This is a genomic window from bacterium (assembly GCA_016716565.1).
In the GTDB taxonomy this organism is placed as follows: Bacteria; Bacteroidota; Ignavibacteria; order Ignavibacteriales; family Ignavibacteriaceae; genus IGN2.
This window is the reverse complement of sequence record JADJWC010000001.1, coordinates 1,246,782-1,264,019: the sequence shown is the minus strand read 5'-3', so window position 1 is coordinate 1,264,019 and position 17,238 is coordinate 1,246,782. Positions and strand designations below refer to the sequence as shown.

Annotated in this window: 12 protein-coding genes; 2 read left to right on the top strand and 10 right to left on the bottom strand. The window is 33.4% G+C overall.

Annotated features, from left to right (window positions below):
* Window positions 1-5 precede the first annotated feature (5 nt).
* Complete coding sequence (locus IPM14_05575; GenBank protein ID MBK9097594.1) at window positions 6-1,286, top strand: glycosyltransferase; 1,281 nt, start codon at window positions 6-8, stop codon at window positions 1,284-1,286.
* A 13-nt stretch (window positions 1,287-1,299) separates the two neighbouring features.
* Here IPM14_05575 and IPM14_05570 read toward each other — a convergent pair whose 3' ends face one another.
* Entirely contained in the window at window positions 1,300-2,283 is a 984-nt protein-coding gene (locus IPM14_05570; protein ID MBK9097593.1) for an NAD-dependent epimerase/dehydratase family protein, read from the bottom strand.
* 73 nt (window positions 2,284-2,356) lie between these two features.
* On the opposite strand from IPM14_05570, the gene IPM14_05565 reads away from it, so the two are divergent.
* A complete protein-coding gene (locus IPM14_05565; GenBank protein ID MBK9097592.1) occupies window positions 2,357-3,334 on the top strand; it encodes a glycosyl transferase in 978 nt (325 codons plus the stop codon).
* Window positions 3,335-3,337: 3 nt separating this feature from the next.
* On the opposite strand, the gene IPM14_05560 is transcribed toward IPM14_05565, so the two are convergent.
* The 9 genes from IPM14_05560 to IPM14_05520 all read right to left on the bottom strand — a co-directional run bounded on the left by IPM14_05560 (window position 3,338) and on the right by IPM14_05520 (window position 17,177).
* A complete protein-coding gene (locus IPM14_05560) occupies window positions 3,338-4,153 on the bottom strand; it encodes an FkbM family methyltransferase (GenBank protein ID MBK9097591.1) in 816 nt (271 codons plus the stop codon).
* Window positions 4,150-5,103, bottom strand: coding sequence for an FkbM family methyltransferase (locus IPM14_05555; GenBank protein ID MBK9097590.1), 954 nt, complete (start codon window positions 5,101-5,103; stop codon window positions 4,150-4,152). Before IPM14_05555 ends, IPM14_05560 begins: the two co-directional genes overlap by 4 nt.
* A gap of 36 nt (window positions 5,104-5,139) precedes the next feature.
* Window positions 5,140-6,579: a hypothetical protein gene (locus IPM14_05550; protein MBK9097589.1), complete on the bottom strand. Its 1,440-nt coding sequence runs from the start codon at window positions 6,577-6,579 to the stop codon at window positions 5,140-5,142.
* Window positions 6,580-6,610: 31 nt separating this feature from the next.
* Window positions 6,611-8,131, bottom strand: a complete 1,521-nt coding sequence (locus tag IPM14_05545) for a polysaccharide biosynthesis C-terminal domain-containing protein (GenBank protein ID MBK9097588.1) — start codon at window positions 8,129-8,131, stop codon at window positions 6,611-6,613.
* A gap of 217 nt (window positions 8,132-8,348) precedes the next feature.
* On the bottom strand, window positions 8,349-11,099 hold the full coding sequence (locus IPM14_05540; protein MBK9097587.1) for a T9SS type A sorting domain-containing protein: 2,751 nt from the start codon (window positions 11,097-11,099) through the stop codon (window positions 8,349-8,351).
* 95 nt (window positions 11,100-11,194) lie between these two features.
* On the bottom strand, window positions 11,195-12,436 hold the full coding sequence (locus tag IPM14_05535; protein ID MBK9097586.1) for a flippase: 1,242 nt from the start codon (window positions 12,434-12,436) through the stop codon (window positions 11,195-11,197).
* Between the two features lie 100 nt (window positions 12,437-12,536).
* Window positions 12,537-15,131: a YfhO family protein gene (locus IPM14_05530; protein ID MBK9097585.1), complete on the bottom strand. Its 2,595-nt coding sequence runs from the start codon at window positions 15,129-15,131 to the stop codon at window positions 12,537-12,539.
* 14 nt (window positions 15,132-15,145) lie between these two features.
* Window positions 15,146-15,958, bottom strand: coding sequence for a class I SAM-dependent methyltransferase (locus IPM14_05525; protein ID MBK9097584.1), 813 nt, complete (start codon window positions 15,956-15,958; stop codon window positions 15,146-15,148).
* Between the two features lie 163 nt (window positions 15,959-16,121).
* Window positions 16,122-17,177: a glycosyltransferase family 2 protein gene (locus IPM14_05520; protein ID MBK9097583.1), complete on the bottom strand. Its 1,056-nt coding sequence runs from the start codon at window positions 17,175-17,177 to the stop codon at window positions 16,122-16,124.
* Window positions 17,178-17,238 lie beyond the last annotated feature (61 nt).

Sequence of the window (17,238 nt, the reverse complement as noted above, 5' to 3'; positions counted from 1 at the left end):
ATTTTATGAAGAAAGTTTTATTCATAACATACTACTGGCCGCCATCCGGAAAAGCTTCACTTCACTGGCCATTAAAAATCATTAAACATCTTCCCTCACTTGGATGGCAGCCATCCGTTCTTACTATTGATGAGGATACATTCTCGCAAAAAGATGAAACTTTTGTGAATGAAATTCCGACAGATACCAAAATCATCCGGGCAAAATCGATTGAGCCTTTTAATGTCTACAAAAGATTAATTGGCAAATCAAAAAGTGACCAACTGATAGCTTCTGAAACAATATCAAAAAAGAACAAAAACTTTTCTCACAGACTGTCTGTATGGATAAGAATGAATCTTTTTATTCCGGATGCAAGAGTCGGATGGTATTTCCCGGCAGTAAAAGCTGGGACACAAAATCTGCAACGAGAAAAAGTTGATGCAATAATCTCAATTGGTCCACCCCACACCACACATTTGATTGGGAAAAAACTTTCTTCCAAATTTAGTATTCCACATATACCTGTATTCATAGATCCATGGGTCGATATTTCTTATTACAAAATTTTTCAGCGGAGCAGGTTGACTTTACGCATCGATAATCATCTTGAAAAATCTGTTTTACAAAATGCCGCTTCAGCAATCTTCGTGACTGATACGATGAAAAAAGATTATGAGTCGAAGTATCCATTCATAAAAGAAAAATCAAAATTGCTTTACTGGGGTTATAGCGAAGAAGATTTCAAGATGGATGATGGAAGATGGATGATGGATGATGCAAAACAAAAAGACGTGGAAGTAATTTTACATGCAGGAAATATATTTGATCACCAGAATCCAAAATATTTCTGGCAGACAATCCGAAGAGAAATTGAAAAAGGAAAAAAATTAAAATTATTATTTATCGGTACTGTTTCACCTGAAATTAAGCAATCAATTAAAGATACAGGGCTAGAATCACACACTGAATACAAAGGATTCTTACCTTACAAATCAATGTTGAAAGAAATGATGAAAGCTGATTACCTTTTAGTTTGTGCGACAGAACCACGCCACGTTCCGGGAAAACTTTTTGAATATCTGCGAGCCGGAAAACCGATCATCGCCTTCGGTGATGGGAATGATGAAGTTAAAAGAATTCTGAATGATGTGAATGCAGGAATTATTTTTAGTTATGATGAAGGTGCCGAGGAGTTTTTTAATGAAGCAGTAAATTATAAAACAAATCCAGAGTTCATTAAGAGATTTGAGAGGGAAAATATTAGCAAAGAGATATTTCTAATTCTTGAAAGTATTTTGAGATAAACATATCTCTTTTCTACCAATAATGTACACGATACTTTGAATAGTACTCAAAAGTTTTCAGGATCCCTATTCTTAAATCAAATTGTGGAACCCAATTTATACAACTTTTAATTTTAGTTATATCCGTAATATAATCACCAGTTTCCACGTTTAGATAATTATTCGGCCAAGAAACATAATTAATTTCCCCTTTACCAACTATCTTAATAATATTCTCAACCATATCCTTGAACTTAGTACCTGTTCCAGATCCTACATTGAATACTTCGCCAGTAGTTTTATCAGCAACTGAAGCTGAAATAAAAGCATCGGCAAGATCGTCAACAAAGATATAATCTCGCATCTGAATACCATCTCCAAAAATTGTTATATCTTTTCCCTCCATAGCATTCCGGATAAACCAGTTTATTATCGAATACTTACTATGCTTCATCTGGCATCGAGGGCCGTAAGGATTTGCTATCCTGAAAATCACTACAGGAATGTTGTACACTCTATGATAGTATAAGTATAGATTTTCAGCAGCAGTTTTATTCAATGCATAAGGTGTCAGTGGATTAAGCGGATGGTCTTCATTAACAGGATTCTTTAATATCTTTCCAAACTGAAGACGTGATCCGGAGTAAAGTACTTTAGCTTCAGGGTTAAAATTTCGAACAGCCTCAAGCACATTTAAATGACCAATATAATTTATATCTGCATCCAAAGAGGGATTCAATAAACTATCGTTATGACTAACCTGTGCCGCTAGATTGAAAATTATATTAACATCTTTAATTAATATTTTCAAGGATTCTTTATCGCGTATATCTGATATATTTATCTTGATTCTGTTCTTTATGTCTTCAACATTGAAAAAATTTCCGCCATATGGTTCAATTAATGAGTCCAAAATAGTAACCTCAGCCCCATACGTAACCAATTTGTTAGCAATGGTACTGCCAATCATTCCAAGACCACCGGTAATTAAAACCTTTTTTCCTTTAACTGCATTCATAATTTGTAAATTTGTTTTTATTAAATGAGTATATTTTCCAATTGAATTTTATTCTTAAAGAATTCACTATTTAATGATTACACAAAACCAAATATATAAATTTTGCACAATATTCGATTTAAGCTATTATTCTAAAGGATTAGCACTTTACTACTCACTTGAAAAGGTTTGTGATTTTCGATTGTTCATCTTTACACCAGATGAAAAGTGTTTTGATCTATTGATGAAAAAAAAATTATCTAAGGCTATCGTTGTGCGTTTATCTGAGATCGAAGATGAAGAATTAAAGCAGATAAAAATGGATAGAGATGTAGCAGAATACTTCTGGACAATAAAAGCTTCCTGCATTAATTTCCTCTTTAGAAAATATGATCTTGATCTCGTAACTTATATTGATGCAGACATCTTCTTTTATACTTCGCCCGATCCTATTTTTGAAGAAATGGGAAATAATTCAGTATTAATAACTCCTCACAATTTTTCACCTCAGTACAAAAATGAATTAAAGAATGGAATTTACAATGCAGGTTTTATTTCTTACAGAAATAATGAAGCAGGTTTGTCAGCTTTGAATTGGTGGAATGACCGTTGCCGAGAATGGTGCTACAAAAAAAAGGAGAATGGAAAATTTGGTGATCAAATGTATTTAAATGAATTATCTACTTTTGAAGGTGTAGATACTTTAAAGCACAAGGGGGCTCTCGCGAATTGGAATGTTCAGCAATTTGATTACCAAATTAACAACGGTAAAGTTACAGGTATTACAAAGAAAGGTGACTTGTTTGATGTAATCTTTTTTCACTTTCACTATCTGAAATTCCTAAATTCATTCGAAGTAGAGCTTGGTCGAAAATACATATCTTCAAAGGTTTTTGATATTTTTTACAAGCCGTATATAAAATATCTGCTTGATCTGGCTGGCTTTGATATGCAGGGGGCAATAAAAAAGAAATTCAGTTGGAAAACTCCAATATTATATTTATTAAGAAAACTGAGAGGCACTTATAATATTATTCCGATTAGTGAACTGAAAGAAAACGAAAGTAGCTAAACTTTAATGATTCCTGTAAGCAAAGATATTTAATTGTAATTCAATGTTGGGATTACTTTTGTTGAAACGATTTATGAAGGGGGTGTGTCTGTTTTCTGGTTGATCAATAAAATAACTGAATCCAGCTTTTTCCAGCACACTTAAAAGATCAGATAACTTTTGAGGCTGATCATTAAATGAGTGAAATTCAACAAAAATATTTTGCACGTTCGTTAAACTATTATTGCAATCCTGAATCACAGCAATTTCAGCTCCTTCGATATCCACTTTGAGCATATCTATCCGACCTTCTTTTTCCAGGTAATTTTTTAATCGAACAGAATCAACTTTTGTCTTATTTTTATTTAAAAAAATTGATGAACCATCTGCGCTCTCCATTCCCAAATCAATTCCCGATTCATCAATCCACACTGCTTTTCTGACAACTTCAACATTTTGAAATGAATTCTTATTTAGATTTTTTTCAAGGTAGTCAGCAATTTTATTATTAGGTTCAAAAGCAACAATACGCGAATTTGGATATAAATATCTGAAATATGCACAACTAGTTCCGACATTCGCACCACAATCATAAATAACAGGATTATTTGAAGTAGTATTAAATTTATAGAATTCGTCAACAAAAATTTCTTTGAATTGCCAGATAAACGAAAGTGCATCAGGAACAACAAATTCATACCGAAGAAACTTGATATTGGTTTCCAAAAATCTTTGTCTACTACCATATTTAACCGACAGCCAAAAAAATTTTCTCTCATAAGGATTAGTTATGAACTTATAGACTCCGTTCAACCTATATTTTAATGCTGGGTTAATCATAGTTTCTTTTTAATTAATTCATACACTGAAGGTAAGAATTTCAAAGAATAAACATCACTTTTAATTTTCTTTTTTGAGAAACGCTTCAATTCTGCAAACAGTGCCAGGTCAAATTTCTTCAACCCAGTTTCTGCAAGTACAAATGCAAAAGAATGGTGATTTTGCAACGTTGAAAAAAGCCAGCCAAGGAGATATTCTCGTTTCCCTAATTCTGAACTATTAAAAGTATTGAAGAATGTCATCTCTCCCCAACCGGGTGATTTTTTAAGCGATTCTTTAATTAATTTTCGGAACAATTTCCCTTTAAATTCTGTTACTAAAAATTCATTCGGAAACCTTGGTACTCCTTTTATTACTAGATCAGTTAACCAGAATTCTCTATTGGATAATTCTTGTAAGACAGAATAGAGTTTGTCCTCATATAAGTAAGCATCAATAATTCCTGGTTCAAACTCCGCAACAATTATCTTCCTTCTAATTTTTTCATCCAAAGAATTAAATAATCTTAAATCTATACCTTGCGAATCAGTTTTAAACCAATCGACATATTTCAGATTTGCTTTGTCAAGCGCTTTTTGAATATGTATAGAATTTAATTTTACTTTTTTTTCAATTTCAAATAAATTTGAATGGACATAAGGTTTCAATCTCATTAAATCCGGTTGTAATATACTAGAGCAGTACGGAGATTTTGTTAGGTAAAAATCAGTTTTGTTAATGTCTTTGTCTGAGGCTACACTATTATACACATATAATTTTTTAAATCTACTCTGCTCTTTTTCAATAAATTTGAAATCTCTTTCATCAGCATCAAATGCAAGACAAACTGAATATATTGCAATCTTTTTCCATTTAGGATGAATCTTTTCACTCGCACCTATATCAACAAGGACTGGAGGTTTTTCTTTAATTTCTGGATCGTTTAGTATTTTTGAAATTATTTTGTTCAATAATCAATTGTAATTTTTAATTTTTTGTTTTTACTTTCACAGTCTTTTTTTACCTATAAATAATATTCTACTCCCATCTTTTTCTGTTGTTAATTCTTCAATCGATTCGAAATATTTTACAAAATGTTCTCTGAACCAGTCTATAGTATACCAATCGGGAACCTTTCCTCTCCTCAGTCCAAGCGGCATAAATTCTACAAATAAATATTTGTTGGTATACATTGCCAGGGCTTCAAAAATACTATCAATTGGTGTTTTTCGGGTAAGGATTAAGTGATGAGTTAAAGCCAATGCTAATACAACGTCTGCTTTATATCTTTTGAAAACAGAATTTGTCTCAGCATAGTATAAGTTTTGATAAACTGGACTAAGAAAATCAAGAATTACTGGATAGATATTTGCTGCTCGATTTTTTGCACGAAGGTACATAAAATCAACTGCTCTTTCGTCAATATCAGAGCAGGTTACTGTTGTGACAGTGTTGCTTAACTCTTCGGCCAATAGCCCCTGATTGCCTGCAATTTCTAAGACACTTTCTATATTTAATTTCTTAACTCTTTCAATAATTAGTTGAAATCTGCTCCCCTCTTCAAAGATTTCTTGTTCGGACAGATTTGAATGATATTCCCCCCATTCGGTTGATAAAGCTGGATGATTAAATCTCTTAATACGCCTTTCTAGTTTTTCAAAATTTGTATTGTTGTTTGGTATTATACCGGCTTTGGATAAGTTCATCAAAATTTTCAACAATTTTCTTTTTTGTTTCTCTTTTTTGACGATAAGTATTTCATTGACTTTGAACTTTTGTAAATTTCTTAGCAACCTCAGGTAATAGAACAGTCTTTCTAAAAATTTTTGAGGCAGCAATCTTGCTACTGCATATCTGTAAATAAAAAATTCATAATCTTTTGTGTTATGATATTTGCCATCATTTATCAATAACTGCTTTGTTAGAACTGAATTCCCCTTTGACCACATATACAAAGAATAGAAATAGAACTCTCTGAAATTATCTTTACCAGCCCAGTATTTTTTGGTTGTCTTCTTTCCGAAGCTTCCTATATCGACATATTTCGGCTTTGAATGATGAAACATTACATTGTAACCATGTGTATCCCGCGTCTCAAAATTATATTTGCTCAATATTTTATTTATTTCAATAACCAAAAGTGCAGCATCCTTAAGCATATTGAATGACCATTCGGTGGGATAAATTACAACATCTATTTTTTCATGCTCTAAGACAAGATCAAATCCTTCAAGCTGAACTTCGGAGATTTTTGTATGAGGAATCAGGTTTGCCCTATTGAGTTCATCAATTGCACCTGAATTAAATAAATAAAGTACACCATCCTTTTCTTCGTTATTAATTGCTCTGAAAATTCTGTTGTCATAATTAAAGAGGAATCCCATAGGATCAATATTTAATCCGATGTTTTTTTTAATTTCATCTAACTTTAGATACACTTTTTGCAATGTCTACCAGAATTTACTATTTACAATACAGTTAAGAGTCATCTGACTTTTTCTTCAAAGATTCTTCGAACTTTAGGTTAACTTTCCATTTAATTGGATTCGACCATTTCTTTATTGCTCCAAAGATTGCCTTTATTTCCTTTTTACTGAAGTAACCTGATACTATAATTATGAAAGGAAATGATGCAATCAGAATGAGCTTCAAAAAGATTCTTAATATTATTGAAAAGTTATTAAAATAGTCACCAATAAGGAATATTAATATTCCAATTAAAAAAAGTTTTATAACCTTTCCATGTTCATACTCAATTTTATAGTATCTGTTGGATGCAACAGTCGAAAGAATATCAAGAGTTGCAAAAGCAATAACAGTATTAATTGCGGCCCCCATCATCCCATATAAAGGAATCAACCAAAAATTCAATCCTATGTTCAAACCTGCACAAAATATAGTTATATACGCTACGTAATAATTATTTCCAGTGAGATACATTCCGAGTGAAGAGATCATGCTAATTCCATAGATCACGTAAGCCAAAACTATTAGAGAAACTACTGAAGCTGCGGGATAATAAGATTCCTGTTGAGCAAATATCTCAACAATTTCTTTTCCGAATAAAGATAGAGCAAAACCTCCCCAAACTAGTACAAAGGATACATAAGTTTTAAGCTTTCTATAATAATCTTTGTCTCCCTCTTGCTTATAAAGTTTATATGCAAGCGGCATTAAGGTCAATCCAAATGGCATAATTATAAACATGTTGACTACGCCGGCAACCCGATATCCAAGTTCATATAATCCTAATTCAGTTTCACCTGCTAAAAATTTTAAAATAAATCTGTCACTCCCGTTTAACAAATTTATTGCCATAGCACTGAATATTAATGGAAGTCCAAACTTTAATGATTGACCAATGATAGTATATTCAAACTTTAATTGCATTTGTTTAACTATTTTAGGAAGTATCACCAAAGTTTGCAGAGCTTCACCTACAAGCTGTGCATATAATGCACCATCAATTCCAAAGCTCCTTTCAATAATAAGATAAAGACTTATAACCACCATCAGAATAACTTTTAATATCGATGAGACAGTATAAAGTAATGAATCATCATCTGCTCTGACTTTACTAAGAAATAAGTTATTAACTGTCGTAAAAGCTATAATGTAAATAGCTATTTTCAAATAATCCTTGTATTCGTTTACTTCCCCAAACCAACTTGCTATTTGTGTAAGAAAAGATTCAGAAATTAAAATGAACACTACGACGGTAAAAAAAATCAGTACAGTTAAAGTAAAAAGAATAGATTTTCTTTTTGACTTGAACTCTGACGAATTATTATAACGGATTATAGATACTCCTTGACCTAAGACCAGCGATTGAGAAAATAACACGATGATAACCAGGATTAAGCCTAGTTTGCCATATTCTTGTACAGAAAAGTAATGCGTATAAAGAGGAAGCAAAATAACGCCGGAAGCTTTTATTGCTACATTGCTTATACTATAAATCAGTGAGTGCTTTACAAGATGTTTTAGATTAGATAGCATTTGATAATTTTAACAATCCTCTGAATCTTTTTTATAGAATTGAATTTGTGAGATAAAAGCTAAGAATATAAGCCTATAGAGTTCATTCATGAAATAACTTTTTCCACTGTGTAAATATAATTTATTTAACTAAAAGCATTCTTTAATGTACATAGAAAACCCTGTATTCAAACATATTAATTTTAAATACAGGGTTTTATTGCAAGTCGTATTACTTCTATTTCAGCAGCAGCATCTTTTTTGTAATTGTATTCTTATCTGTACTTAACGAATAGAAATAGATGCCGCTTCCGAGGTTTGAAGCATCAAATACTTTTTGGTAAAAACCCGCATCCAATATTTCATCGACCAGTGTACTAACAACTCTTCCTAGCAAATCATAAACTTTTAATTTTATATGACTCTGTTCCGGAATTGAAAATTTTATTGTTGTGGAAGGATTGAAGGGATTGGGAAAATTTTGTTCTAAATTAAGAGTGCTGGGTACTTCATTCACAAACACTTCAATTTCTCCAATATTTCTTTGCGATCCATCATAATCTGTTTGTATCAACCTGTATGCATACATTCCTTGTTCCAAATTTTTATCTCTGAAAATATATTCTTTTGGTTCAGATGTTGTCCCACTTCCATCGATGAATCCAATTGAAATAAATTCGTTACCGTCATAACTTTTTTGAATTTCAAAACCAAGGTTATTGAGTTCGGAAGCAGTTGACCACTTCAATAATACATCATTACTCTCCAATTCATAGTTAAAAGATTTAAGTTCAACTGGTATTATCGCACAGGAATTATTCTCTCCTGTATTTGGATTCAAAGTTATTAGATTTGAATTTGCAGCGGAGACATAACTCAAAGTCGCCAGTGTTAAATTATTAGCTTGAAGATTTGAGATTGTAATTACATTTGGTGAATAATTTCCAAAAGCACAATTTGAGTAACCATTTTCATCTGTCTTAATCAGGTAAATATCGTCGTTTCCCAAAGTGTTCGAAGCTCTTTTCCCTAAAGCCAAAAAGCCATAATCCTGGGTTTCGAGTACATCATTCAAATAGTCAGTAGAATAACCACCATAGGTGCGAAACCATTCCAGATTACCGTCGGAGTCAACTTTCATTAGTAATCCATCATACCCACCAAATCCCGAACTGGTGGTGTGACCTACTATTATATATTTCCCATCATGAGTTAACTCGGCACCGTAAGCAATATCCTCACCTGGTCCACCGTATGATTTTGCCCATAGAACATTTCCCATTGAATCAGTTTTTATTAAATAGATGTCATTTGAAAAACCTACACTGAATGAAGTTGTAATTCCAACAATTAGATATCCACCATCAGGTGTTTCAACTAGGTCGCGACCCCAATCCTCATTATAACCTGAATAATATTTTGCCCAGATAATGTTGCCTAATGGATCCATCTTAATTAAAGTGGGTCTTATACCATAACTGCCAGTTATATCAACAGCTCCGGCTAACACAAAATTCCCATCAGAAGAAACTATTATTGATAAATTAAAATCTTCATAAGGTGTTCCGTAAGTTTTAGCCCATTCAATATTTCCATTACTGGAAAGCTTTAGAACTTGTACTTCTTTTGCTCCCACACCAAAAGATGCATTGTATCCAGCAGCGACCATACCACCATCAGATGTTATAGATAATTGCCTTAATTCGTCAGCTTCTTGACCGCCAAAATTTTTAGCCCAAATAATATTTCCACTAGCATCTATTTTCATCATGATTTGATCAAGGAATCCGTACCCACCTTCAATATAACCGGACAAATAATATCCACCAGCAGGTATTTGTTTAATTCCATGTATACGGTCAATCATGCCAGGTGAGTTGTAAACTTTTGACCATTCGATGAACGCCAAAGAATCTAATTTTATCACATACATATCCTGACTTGCATTAAAACTTTCAGTTGATCCTCCAATTATAATTCCACCATCGTTGGTTTTATCCATTACAATTCCTCGTTCAGAGTTGTACCCCCCGAAAGTTTTTTCATAAAAATTTTGTACTCCTGGTAAACCTCCGTTATCAGTATATAAAATGACTCCATCCGTTCCTATTATCCATCCGATTAGATTATCATAGAAATAGATATACAAATATTCATAAATGTACCCTGTGTGATCATGGGTCCAGTTATTACCTCCATTTAATGTTCTTAATCGCTTTTCATCCTTACCTATAACCCATCCAATATCCGGAGTGTGGAAAAAAACTGAGCGCAGATTCACCCCTGTTCCTGAATATTGTAAGTTCCAAGTTTCTCCTCCATTTGTTGTATGAGCTATTGTACCAAATTCCCCAACAACCCAACCATTGTATTCATCGACAAAATGAACCTGCCATATGCTGTAACTGCCGATAACTTGCTTTAAATTCCACGTGATTCCAGCATCAGTAGTTTTCCAGATTTGTCCGGTATATTCTGTGGTTGCAAATCCTGTAGTTTCATTTACAAAATAAATGAAAGCAAAATTTGAGGGTCCAATAACAGACGCTGTCCAAGTATTGCCTCTATTGGTTGTTTTTAATAAGATACCAGCATCACCACAGAGATATCCAACTGAATCATTTACAAAACATCCCTCTTGTAAACGGTTGTATGTGCCTCCATAAACTGATTGCCAGGTGTTGCCTCCATCGTATGATTTTTTGATTGTTCCCCCGGAGCCTGCAACAATACCCTCGTTCTGATTAAAGAAATGGACAAAGCTTATTGAATAAGTTGTGCCACTCGGCTTAGGAATCCAACTGGCGCCCTTGTTTGTTGTTTTGAGAATTACACCATTTGCACCAGTCGCCCAGGCTGTTGTTCCATCTATGGAAAAGAACGAGTATAAATTTGTGTTCACGCCGCTATACTGTTGATACCATTGTGCATTTAAGGATGTTGTCAGAAGGATTGAAAGAAAAGAGAGGCTAAAAATCAGAGATTTCATTTTGTACCCCATTTATAAAGTAAATGAATAATCTAACTAATAAATAAAATAATGAGAATAATTGCTAAAGTCAACAGATGACTAATAATATTAATTTAAATTTTAGAGTTTTTGTTCGCTGATAAGTATCTAATCATGGATACTCCAAAAATCGATTTCATCATCATTATAAATTGCAACTTGAAGTCTTTGTGAAATGCCAGAATAAAAGTGACAATTGTATACGATACGAGTGTTGCAATTGCAGAACCTATTATTCCATATAATGGGATTAATATGATATTCAGAACAACATTAACAATCATCCCGATTAAAGTTCTAAAAAAGGTAAGCTTTGTGAAGTTCTCGTTTATTAAATATTGACTGCTTGCAACATTCAGGAAGACTGCAACACCCGCCCATATGTAAATTGTTAGCACAGGAGCTGCCGAGGCAAAATCACTTCCAAATAAAACTTGTATAATTTGATCTGAAAATATTGTAACAGGAACTGCTATCCCGATTGCCAGCCAGGAAAGAAGATCGTATAATTTTTGCATTCGATTATTGTAAAATTTTTCACTGACGTTTTTTGCATTTACAATTGCCGGGAAAATAGCATTACACAAAGTAACAGGAATAAAATACCATGCTTCACACAGTCTCACCGCTGCTGAATAATATCCTACTGCTTCTTCATTCATCATATTCTTGATCATAACCTGGTCAATTCTCATGTAAATCATCACAACAACTCCTGATAATGCCAACGGCCAGGAATCTTTTAGTAATGAAGAAGCAATTTCCTTTGAATATTTCCAGTTGAATATGGACAATTTATTAAAATGATAAACTGCAACAAGTCCGATTGCTAAAGCCAGATATTCAAGTGAAGCAGCAAGAATAAAATAAATGAGCGGAGCTTTCAGAAAAATGAAAAGAATTTTTAATCCTGATGAAATTATAACCGAAGCGGATAGTGCGTACGCATTATATTTAGCTTTTACAATTCCTCTGAAGTAATACTCAATTGTGGAAAAAGATTGGAATATAAACGATCCGGAAAAAATTAAAATTAATATGGTTGTAGAAGTACTTTCACCAATGAGCAGTAATACAATTGCCGTTAAAATAATGCAGGCAACGCTTCCGGCTAATCTTAAAAAGAAGACTGTACCAATTATTTCGTCCCTCTTATTGGGATATTTTACTAATTCTCTTGTTGAAATGGATTCGAGACCAAGAGTACTTATCGCAGCAAATAACCAGGCAAAACTTATCGCATAACTATATAATCCAAAATCCTTTGGTCCAAGATATCTGACAACAAAAATTGTCACCACAAAGGAAATGCCCATTCGTAAAATTCTCTCGAAGAAGAGCCAGGAAGTATTGGTCAGATATTTCTTAAATGATTCAGAAGAAAAATCAATCTTTGTTTTTATTTTCCCTTTAGTATCATTCAACTTTTGATTTCCCCGGAAATTTTTTCCTGAAATCAATAACAATCCCAATTACCAAACCAAGTATAATTACTGAGCTAAAAATGAGAGACAGGTTTTTAGATAGCACCCAAGACTCAGGCAGATAAGTAAATTCTATTTTATGATTTCCTTCCGGGACAACAATTCCTCTGAATCCGTGATTTGCCCTATAAATTTTTGTTTCTTTACCATCGACAAGAGCTTTCCAGCCGGTGTGTACTTTTAGTAATTTATAGTCGGTTTCACCTGTCATATAAGTATCTCCGAGAAACAAAAAATTATTTCCACTTGCATAGACATCAAGCTGGATGTATTCATCTTCAAATTTTTCTATTTGAACAAAAGCAGTACTGTCCGGAGCTTCGATTGCATTTACTTCTTCATCAGTGAATGCTATAAATGCCGGATCGAACTGTGTGTTCTTTACCATATTTATAACTTCTATTCCGGATTTTTTGGCGACCTGATTTACAAAGTATGCTCTTGGTAAAGCATTTCGATTCAGATAAACAAAGGATTTATTTCCTGAGTAAACAAGCTGAAGATCGGGTGAGTTAATCTCTTTATCAAAGATAATATATTTAACATTCAGCATTCTCCAGAAAGTTGGATTAGCAGGAGAACCAAGTATATCATAATAATCTTGTATTGCACGAGGTTTTATACCGGAGTAACCGTAAATATCATACATCAAAAAGTAAGATAGATAATTCGAGTTTTGATTTAGTGAACCGATTGATCCGTCTTGTTTTAAATTCAGAACCCTGTAAATAGAATTATCACCAAGGTTTTCAATTGCTTGTATATAATCTGGTTTGTTAAAAAGCTGTTCAATGCTTGAATTGTCAGTAAAAGTTTCACCTCGATAATTAATTCTGAAAAGATCAACAACAACCAATATTGTGAGAACAATAATCATCAAATCAGCGCTAAGCTTTTTCTGCAGGAAGGCAAACGCAAGTCCGAATGTGGCAGAAGCAAAAAAGAAAGCAAAACGAATATCAGCCAGAAACATATCTCCCATATAATCGTGAATCGCCTGAAGTCTTGCACCTTTTTCAGGATCGCCAGCTGCTCTTGAAATGAACCAATCTTTAATCGGTGAACCCAGTAACAAAGTCAGAATAAAAATTCCGCCGAGGACGTAAAATGTATTTCGGATAATCTTACGAACTCGCTCATCTGGATTTTCTTTCAGAGAAATGATCTTTACTAATCCAAGTCCGGCAAGAATCGGGAAACTTAACTGCACTAGCACAAGAATCATTGAAGGGACCCTGAACTTATCAAAGAATGGGAAGTAATTGAACATTAAATCATAAACAAGCGGAAAAGTTCTTCCAAAAGAAATAAGAAGAGCAATAACTGAAAGTATCGTGAAAAATCTCACCATTGGATTTTTCCAGTTAACTACCATGGAGAAAAGTGCAAGTAAGAAAACTATTACACCCATATACATTGCAACATCTACAAAAGGCATCTGTCCAAAATAAGTATTTACCTCAACCGGCTGATTTTGCGAAAGCGGACCTTGATAGATTGATTTACCGAATCCGTAGTAAGATGGTACGATGAATGTTAAAATTTCTCCGGGAGAAAAAGACCAGTTCGTTGCGTACTGATAGAAATCTGATTCTGATTGTGCTGTTGGTCCGGTTTCCCTTTCAATGATGCTTTCAGTTCCTCTCGTAGAAAAAGGTGTGTATTCATAAACTTGTGTTAGATTATCCGATTGAATCATCAAACCAACAGCAACTGCTAACACGAAAACAAAAACGGATTTTACAAGTTGCATGCGTAAAAGTGTATCTTTCAATTTCAATGAGCGGAAGAAAAAGTAAATGAAGTAAATCATCACAGCAAAAAAGATGTAAAAAATTATCTGAACGTGCCATCCAAGAAACATCACATCCATAAAAAATATTAGAAGAAAGACTTCAAGCCACTTAATTCGTTTTTGGAAATTGAAAAGCAAAAGAAACAAAACAGGAAAGACCCATATTGATGTCAACTTGGTAACATGACCTATGAACAAAAATACAATCAAGCCAGTACTGAATGATGTTGCCAACCCAACGAACAAACTGGCAAGCCTATTTCTAGTCTGCAAATAAAAGAACATAAACATTGTGTATGCAAGTGCAAGCAAATAGAAAGTCCATCGTACATAATCACTAGCATTAAACACAGTTACAAATATGTCTTTAAAAAAATCTCTGGTTTTGACAATTGCTTGATAAACAAGATTGAATGCTTTCTCATCCACCCTAATTGCATAGGCTGGAATTCCTCCAAAGCTATATGGAAACCACAATGTATAACTTTCTTCTGAGTGATTATCTACATATGGCTGAGTGCTCTCCATAGTAATTATATCACCCGATTGGAAAGTCTTCCCTCCGAAGTAGAGTGGTGAAAAGAAAAACAGGAATAATGCTAGTATTACTAATACAAATAGAAGGACGTGATATTTCTCGGGGATGTATTTACTTAGACTAAATGTTGAAAGAAATGTTTGTTTTTCTTGTTTCGTTGGTTTGACAACCTTACTGATTTTTTTTGTTGACATAATTATCCAGAGTTTTATTCTTTTTTAGCAATAAAATTTATTCCTGAACCAATTTTGTTCTTTGACGCAAAATCAAGGTTCATCAATATTAATGTAAAAGGAAATGTTAACAGATAATATAAAGGTAAAATTAAAAGAAACAGTTTAGAAATGTTGAGTAAAACCATCGGATATTTTATTCCAAGCCGCCACGCTTTGTCTCCCCAGAAACCATATGTGTATCTGCATTTGTAAGTTGAAAAACCGAGTGGGTGAAGCTTGCTTTCTAAATCTTCCTTCGAATAACCATCTCTTGCATGTTCACCAATAAAACTTTCTTCTTCATCTTCATGAACATCGCTTCCTCCATAAATTGAGGGAGAATTAATCAACAGATAGCCTCCGGATTTTAATGCTGAGAAAAAATTATTAAAAACTGTAGTATCGTCAGCAATATGCTCCATAACATCGACACAGACAATTAAATCAAATTTTGTTTGATGAGTGATTTTCAATAAATCCTCAACAGCAAAGAAAACGCCGGCAATTTTTTTTTGTTTGAAAAATTCTCTGCAATCATTAATCCAGTCTTCCTTTACATCAACAGAGAATATTTTGCATGGCTTTAGTTTATTTGCCATAAAATATGTGTATTGCCCGAAGCCCGAACCTGCATCATAAATATCAATATTTACATTACCAAACTTTCCTCTAAGCTCCTTCAATTCCCTTCTTACATACCAGGAACGAAGAAACATTAAATCTAGAGTTTTATAGAAAACTATTCTGAGAAATGGAAACTTTCGGATGGTATTAGCAAATATGTTCTTTATTGGGTCGTAGTACATTTCAAAGTTGGAAGATGGAAAATGTGAAATGGAAGATTTTCTTTACCCTCATTCAATAATTTTATCAAATTATTAATAAAGTAATTTCAAATAGGTTTTAGGATTCATTTTTAAACTTACAGTTCATTAAACATCACACATCTTCCATCAACCATATCACATTCTAACTTTTGTCCTTAATGACGTATTCTCTATCATCCATAGAATTGTGGACGATCACTTCACCTAAAAGTCCCACAGCAAATAACTGCACACCGACTATAATTAAAAGCATACCGAGAAAAATCATCGGTCGGTTACTTAATGGATGTCCCTGAATCCACAAGACCGTCAAATAACCAAGTATGATAAAACCGATCAGGAAAGCAATTGCTCCAAAAAATCCGAAGAAATGCAATGGACGTTTGATGTATCGCGTAACAAAAGTTACGGTCAGCAAATCAATAAATCCTTTAAAGAAACGTGAGATCCCAAATTTTGTTTTTCCATATCTGCGCGGATGATGCATTACAGGAATTTCTGTGATTGAATATCCCTGCCATTTTGCAAGTACCGGAATGTACCTATGCAGTTCTCCATAGACTTTTACGTTTTCAACTACTTCTTTTCTGTAAGCTTTGAGTCCACAATTGAAATCGTGAATTTTAATTCCACTGATTAAGCGAGTAACATAGTTGAAAAATTTTGATGATATCTTTTTAATAAAAGGATCTTGACGTTTTTTCTTCCATCCCGAACATAAGTCAAATCCTTCCTCCAATTTTTTAAGAAGGTTTTGTATTTCCTGCGGATCATCCTGCAAATCAGCATCCATAGTCACAACTACATCTCCAGTTGCTGCTTTAAATCCAACTTGAAGTGCTGCAGATTTACCATAATTTTTTCTGAAACTTAAATATTTAAATCTGTTATCAGTCTTCACAATCTCTTTCAGTTTTTGCAGAGACGAATCAGTACTACCATCGTCAATCAAAATTACTTCATAGTTGGTGCTAAGTCGATAAATAGCTTTTCTGATATCGTTACATAAGGGGATTATAGATTCTTCTTCATTGAAGAGAGGGATTACTATGGAAATCTTTTTAAATGATGATTTTACGCGTTCAGCTTGTGGTGTTTGATTTGGTCTGTGATGATATCGCTTTCTTCGATTGTAATATCGTTTATATCCGACGGATTGCTGTTTTTGGGATTCCTGCCTACTTTCCTTTTCTTCCACTTGGTATGTCTTCTTTTTGGATAATTTTAATTGTTCGAAAACGTTTAATTTTCGACATTTT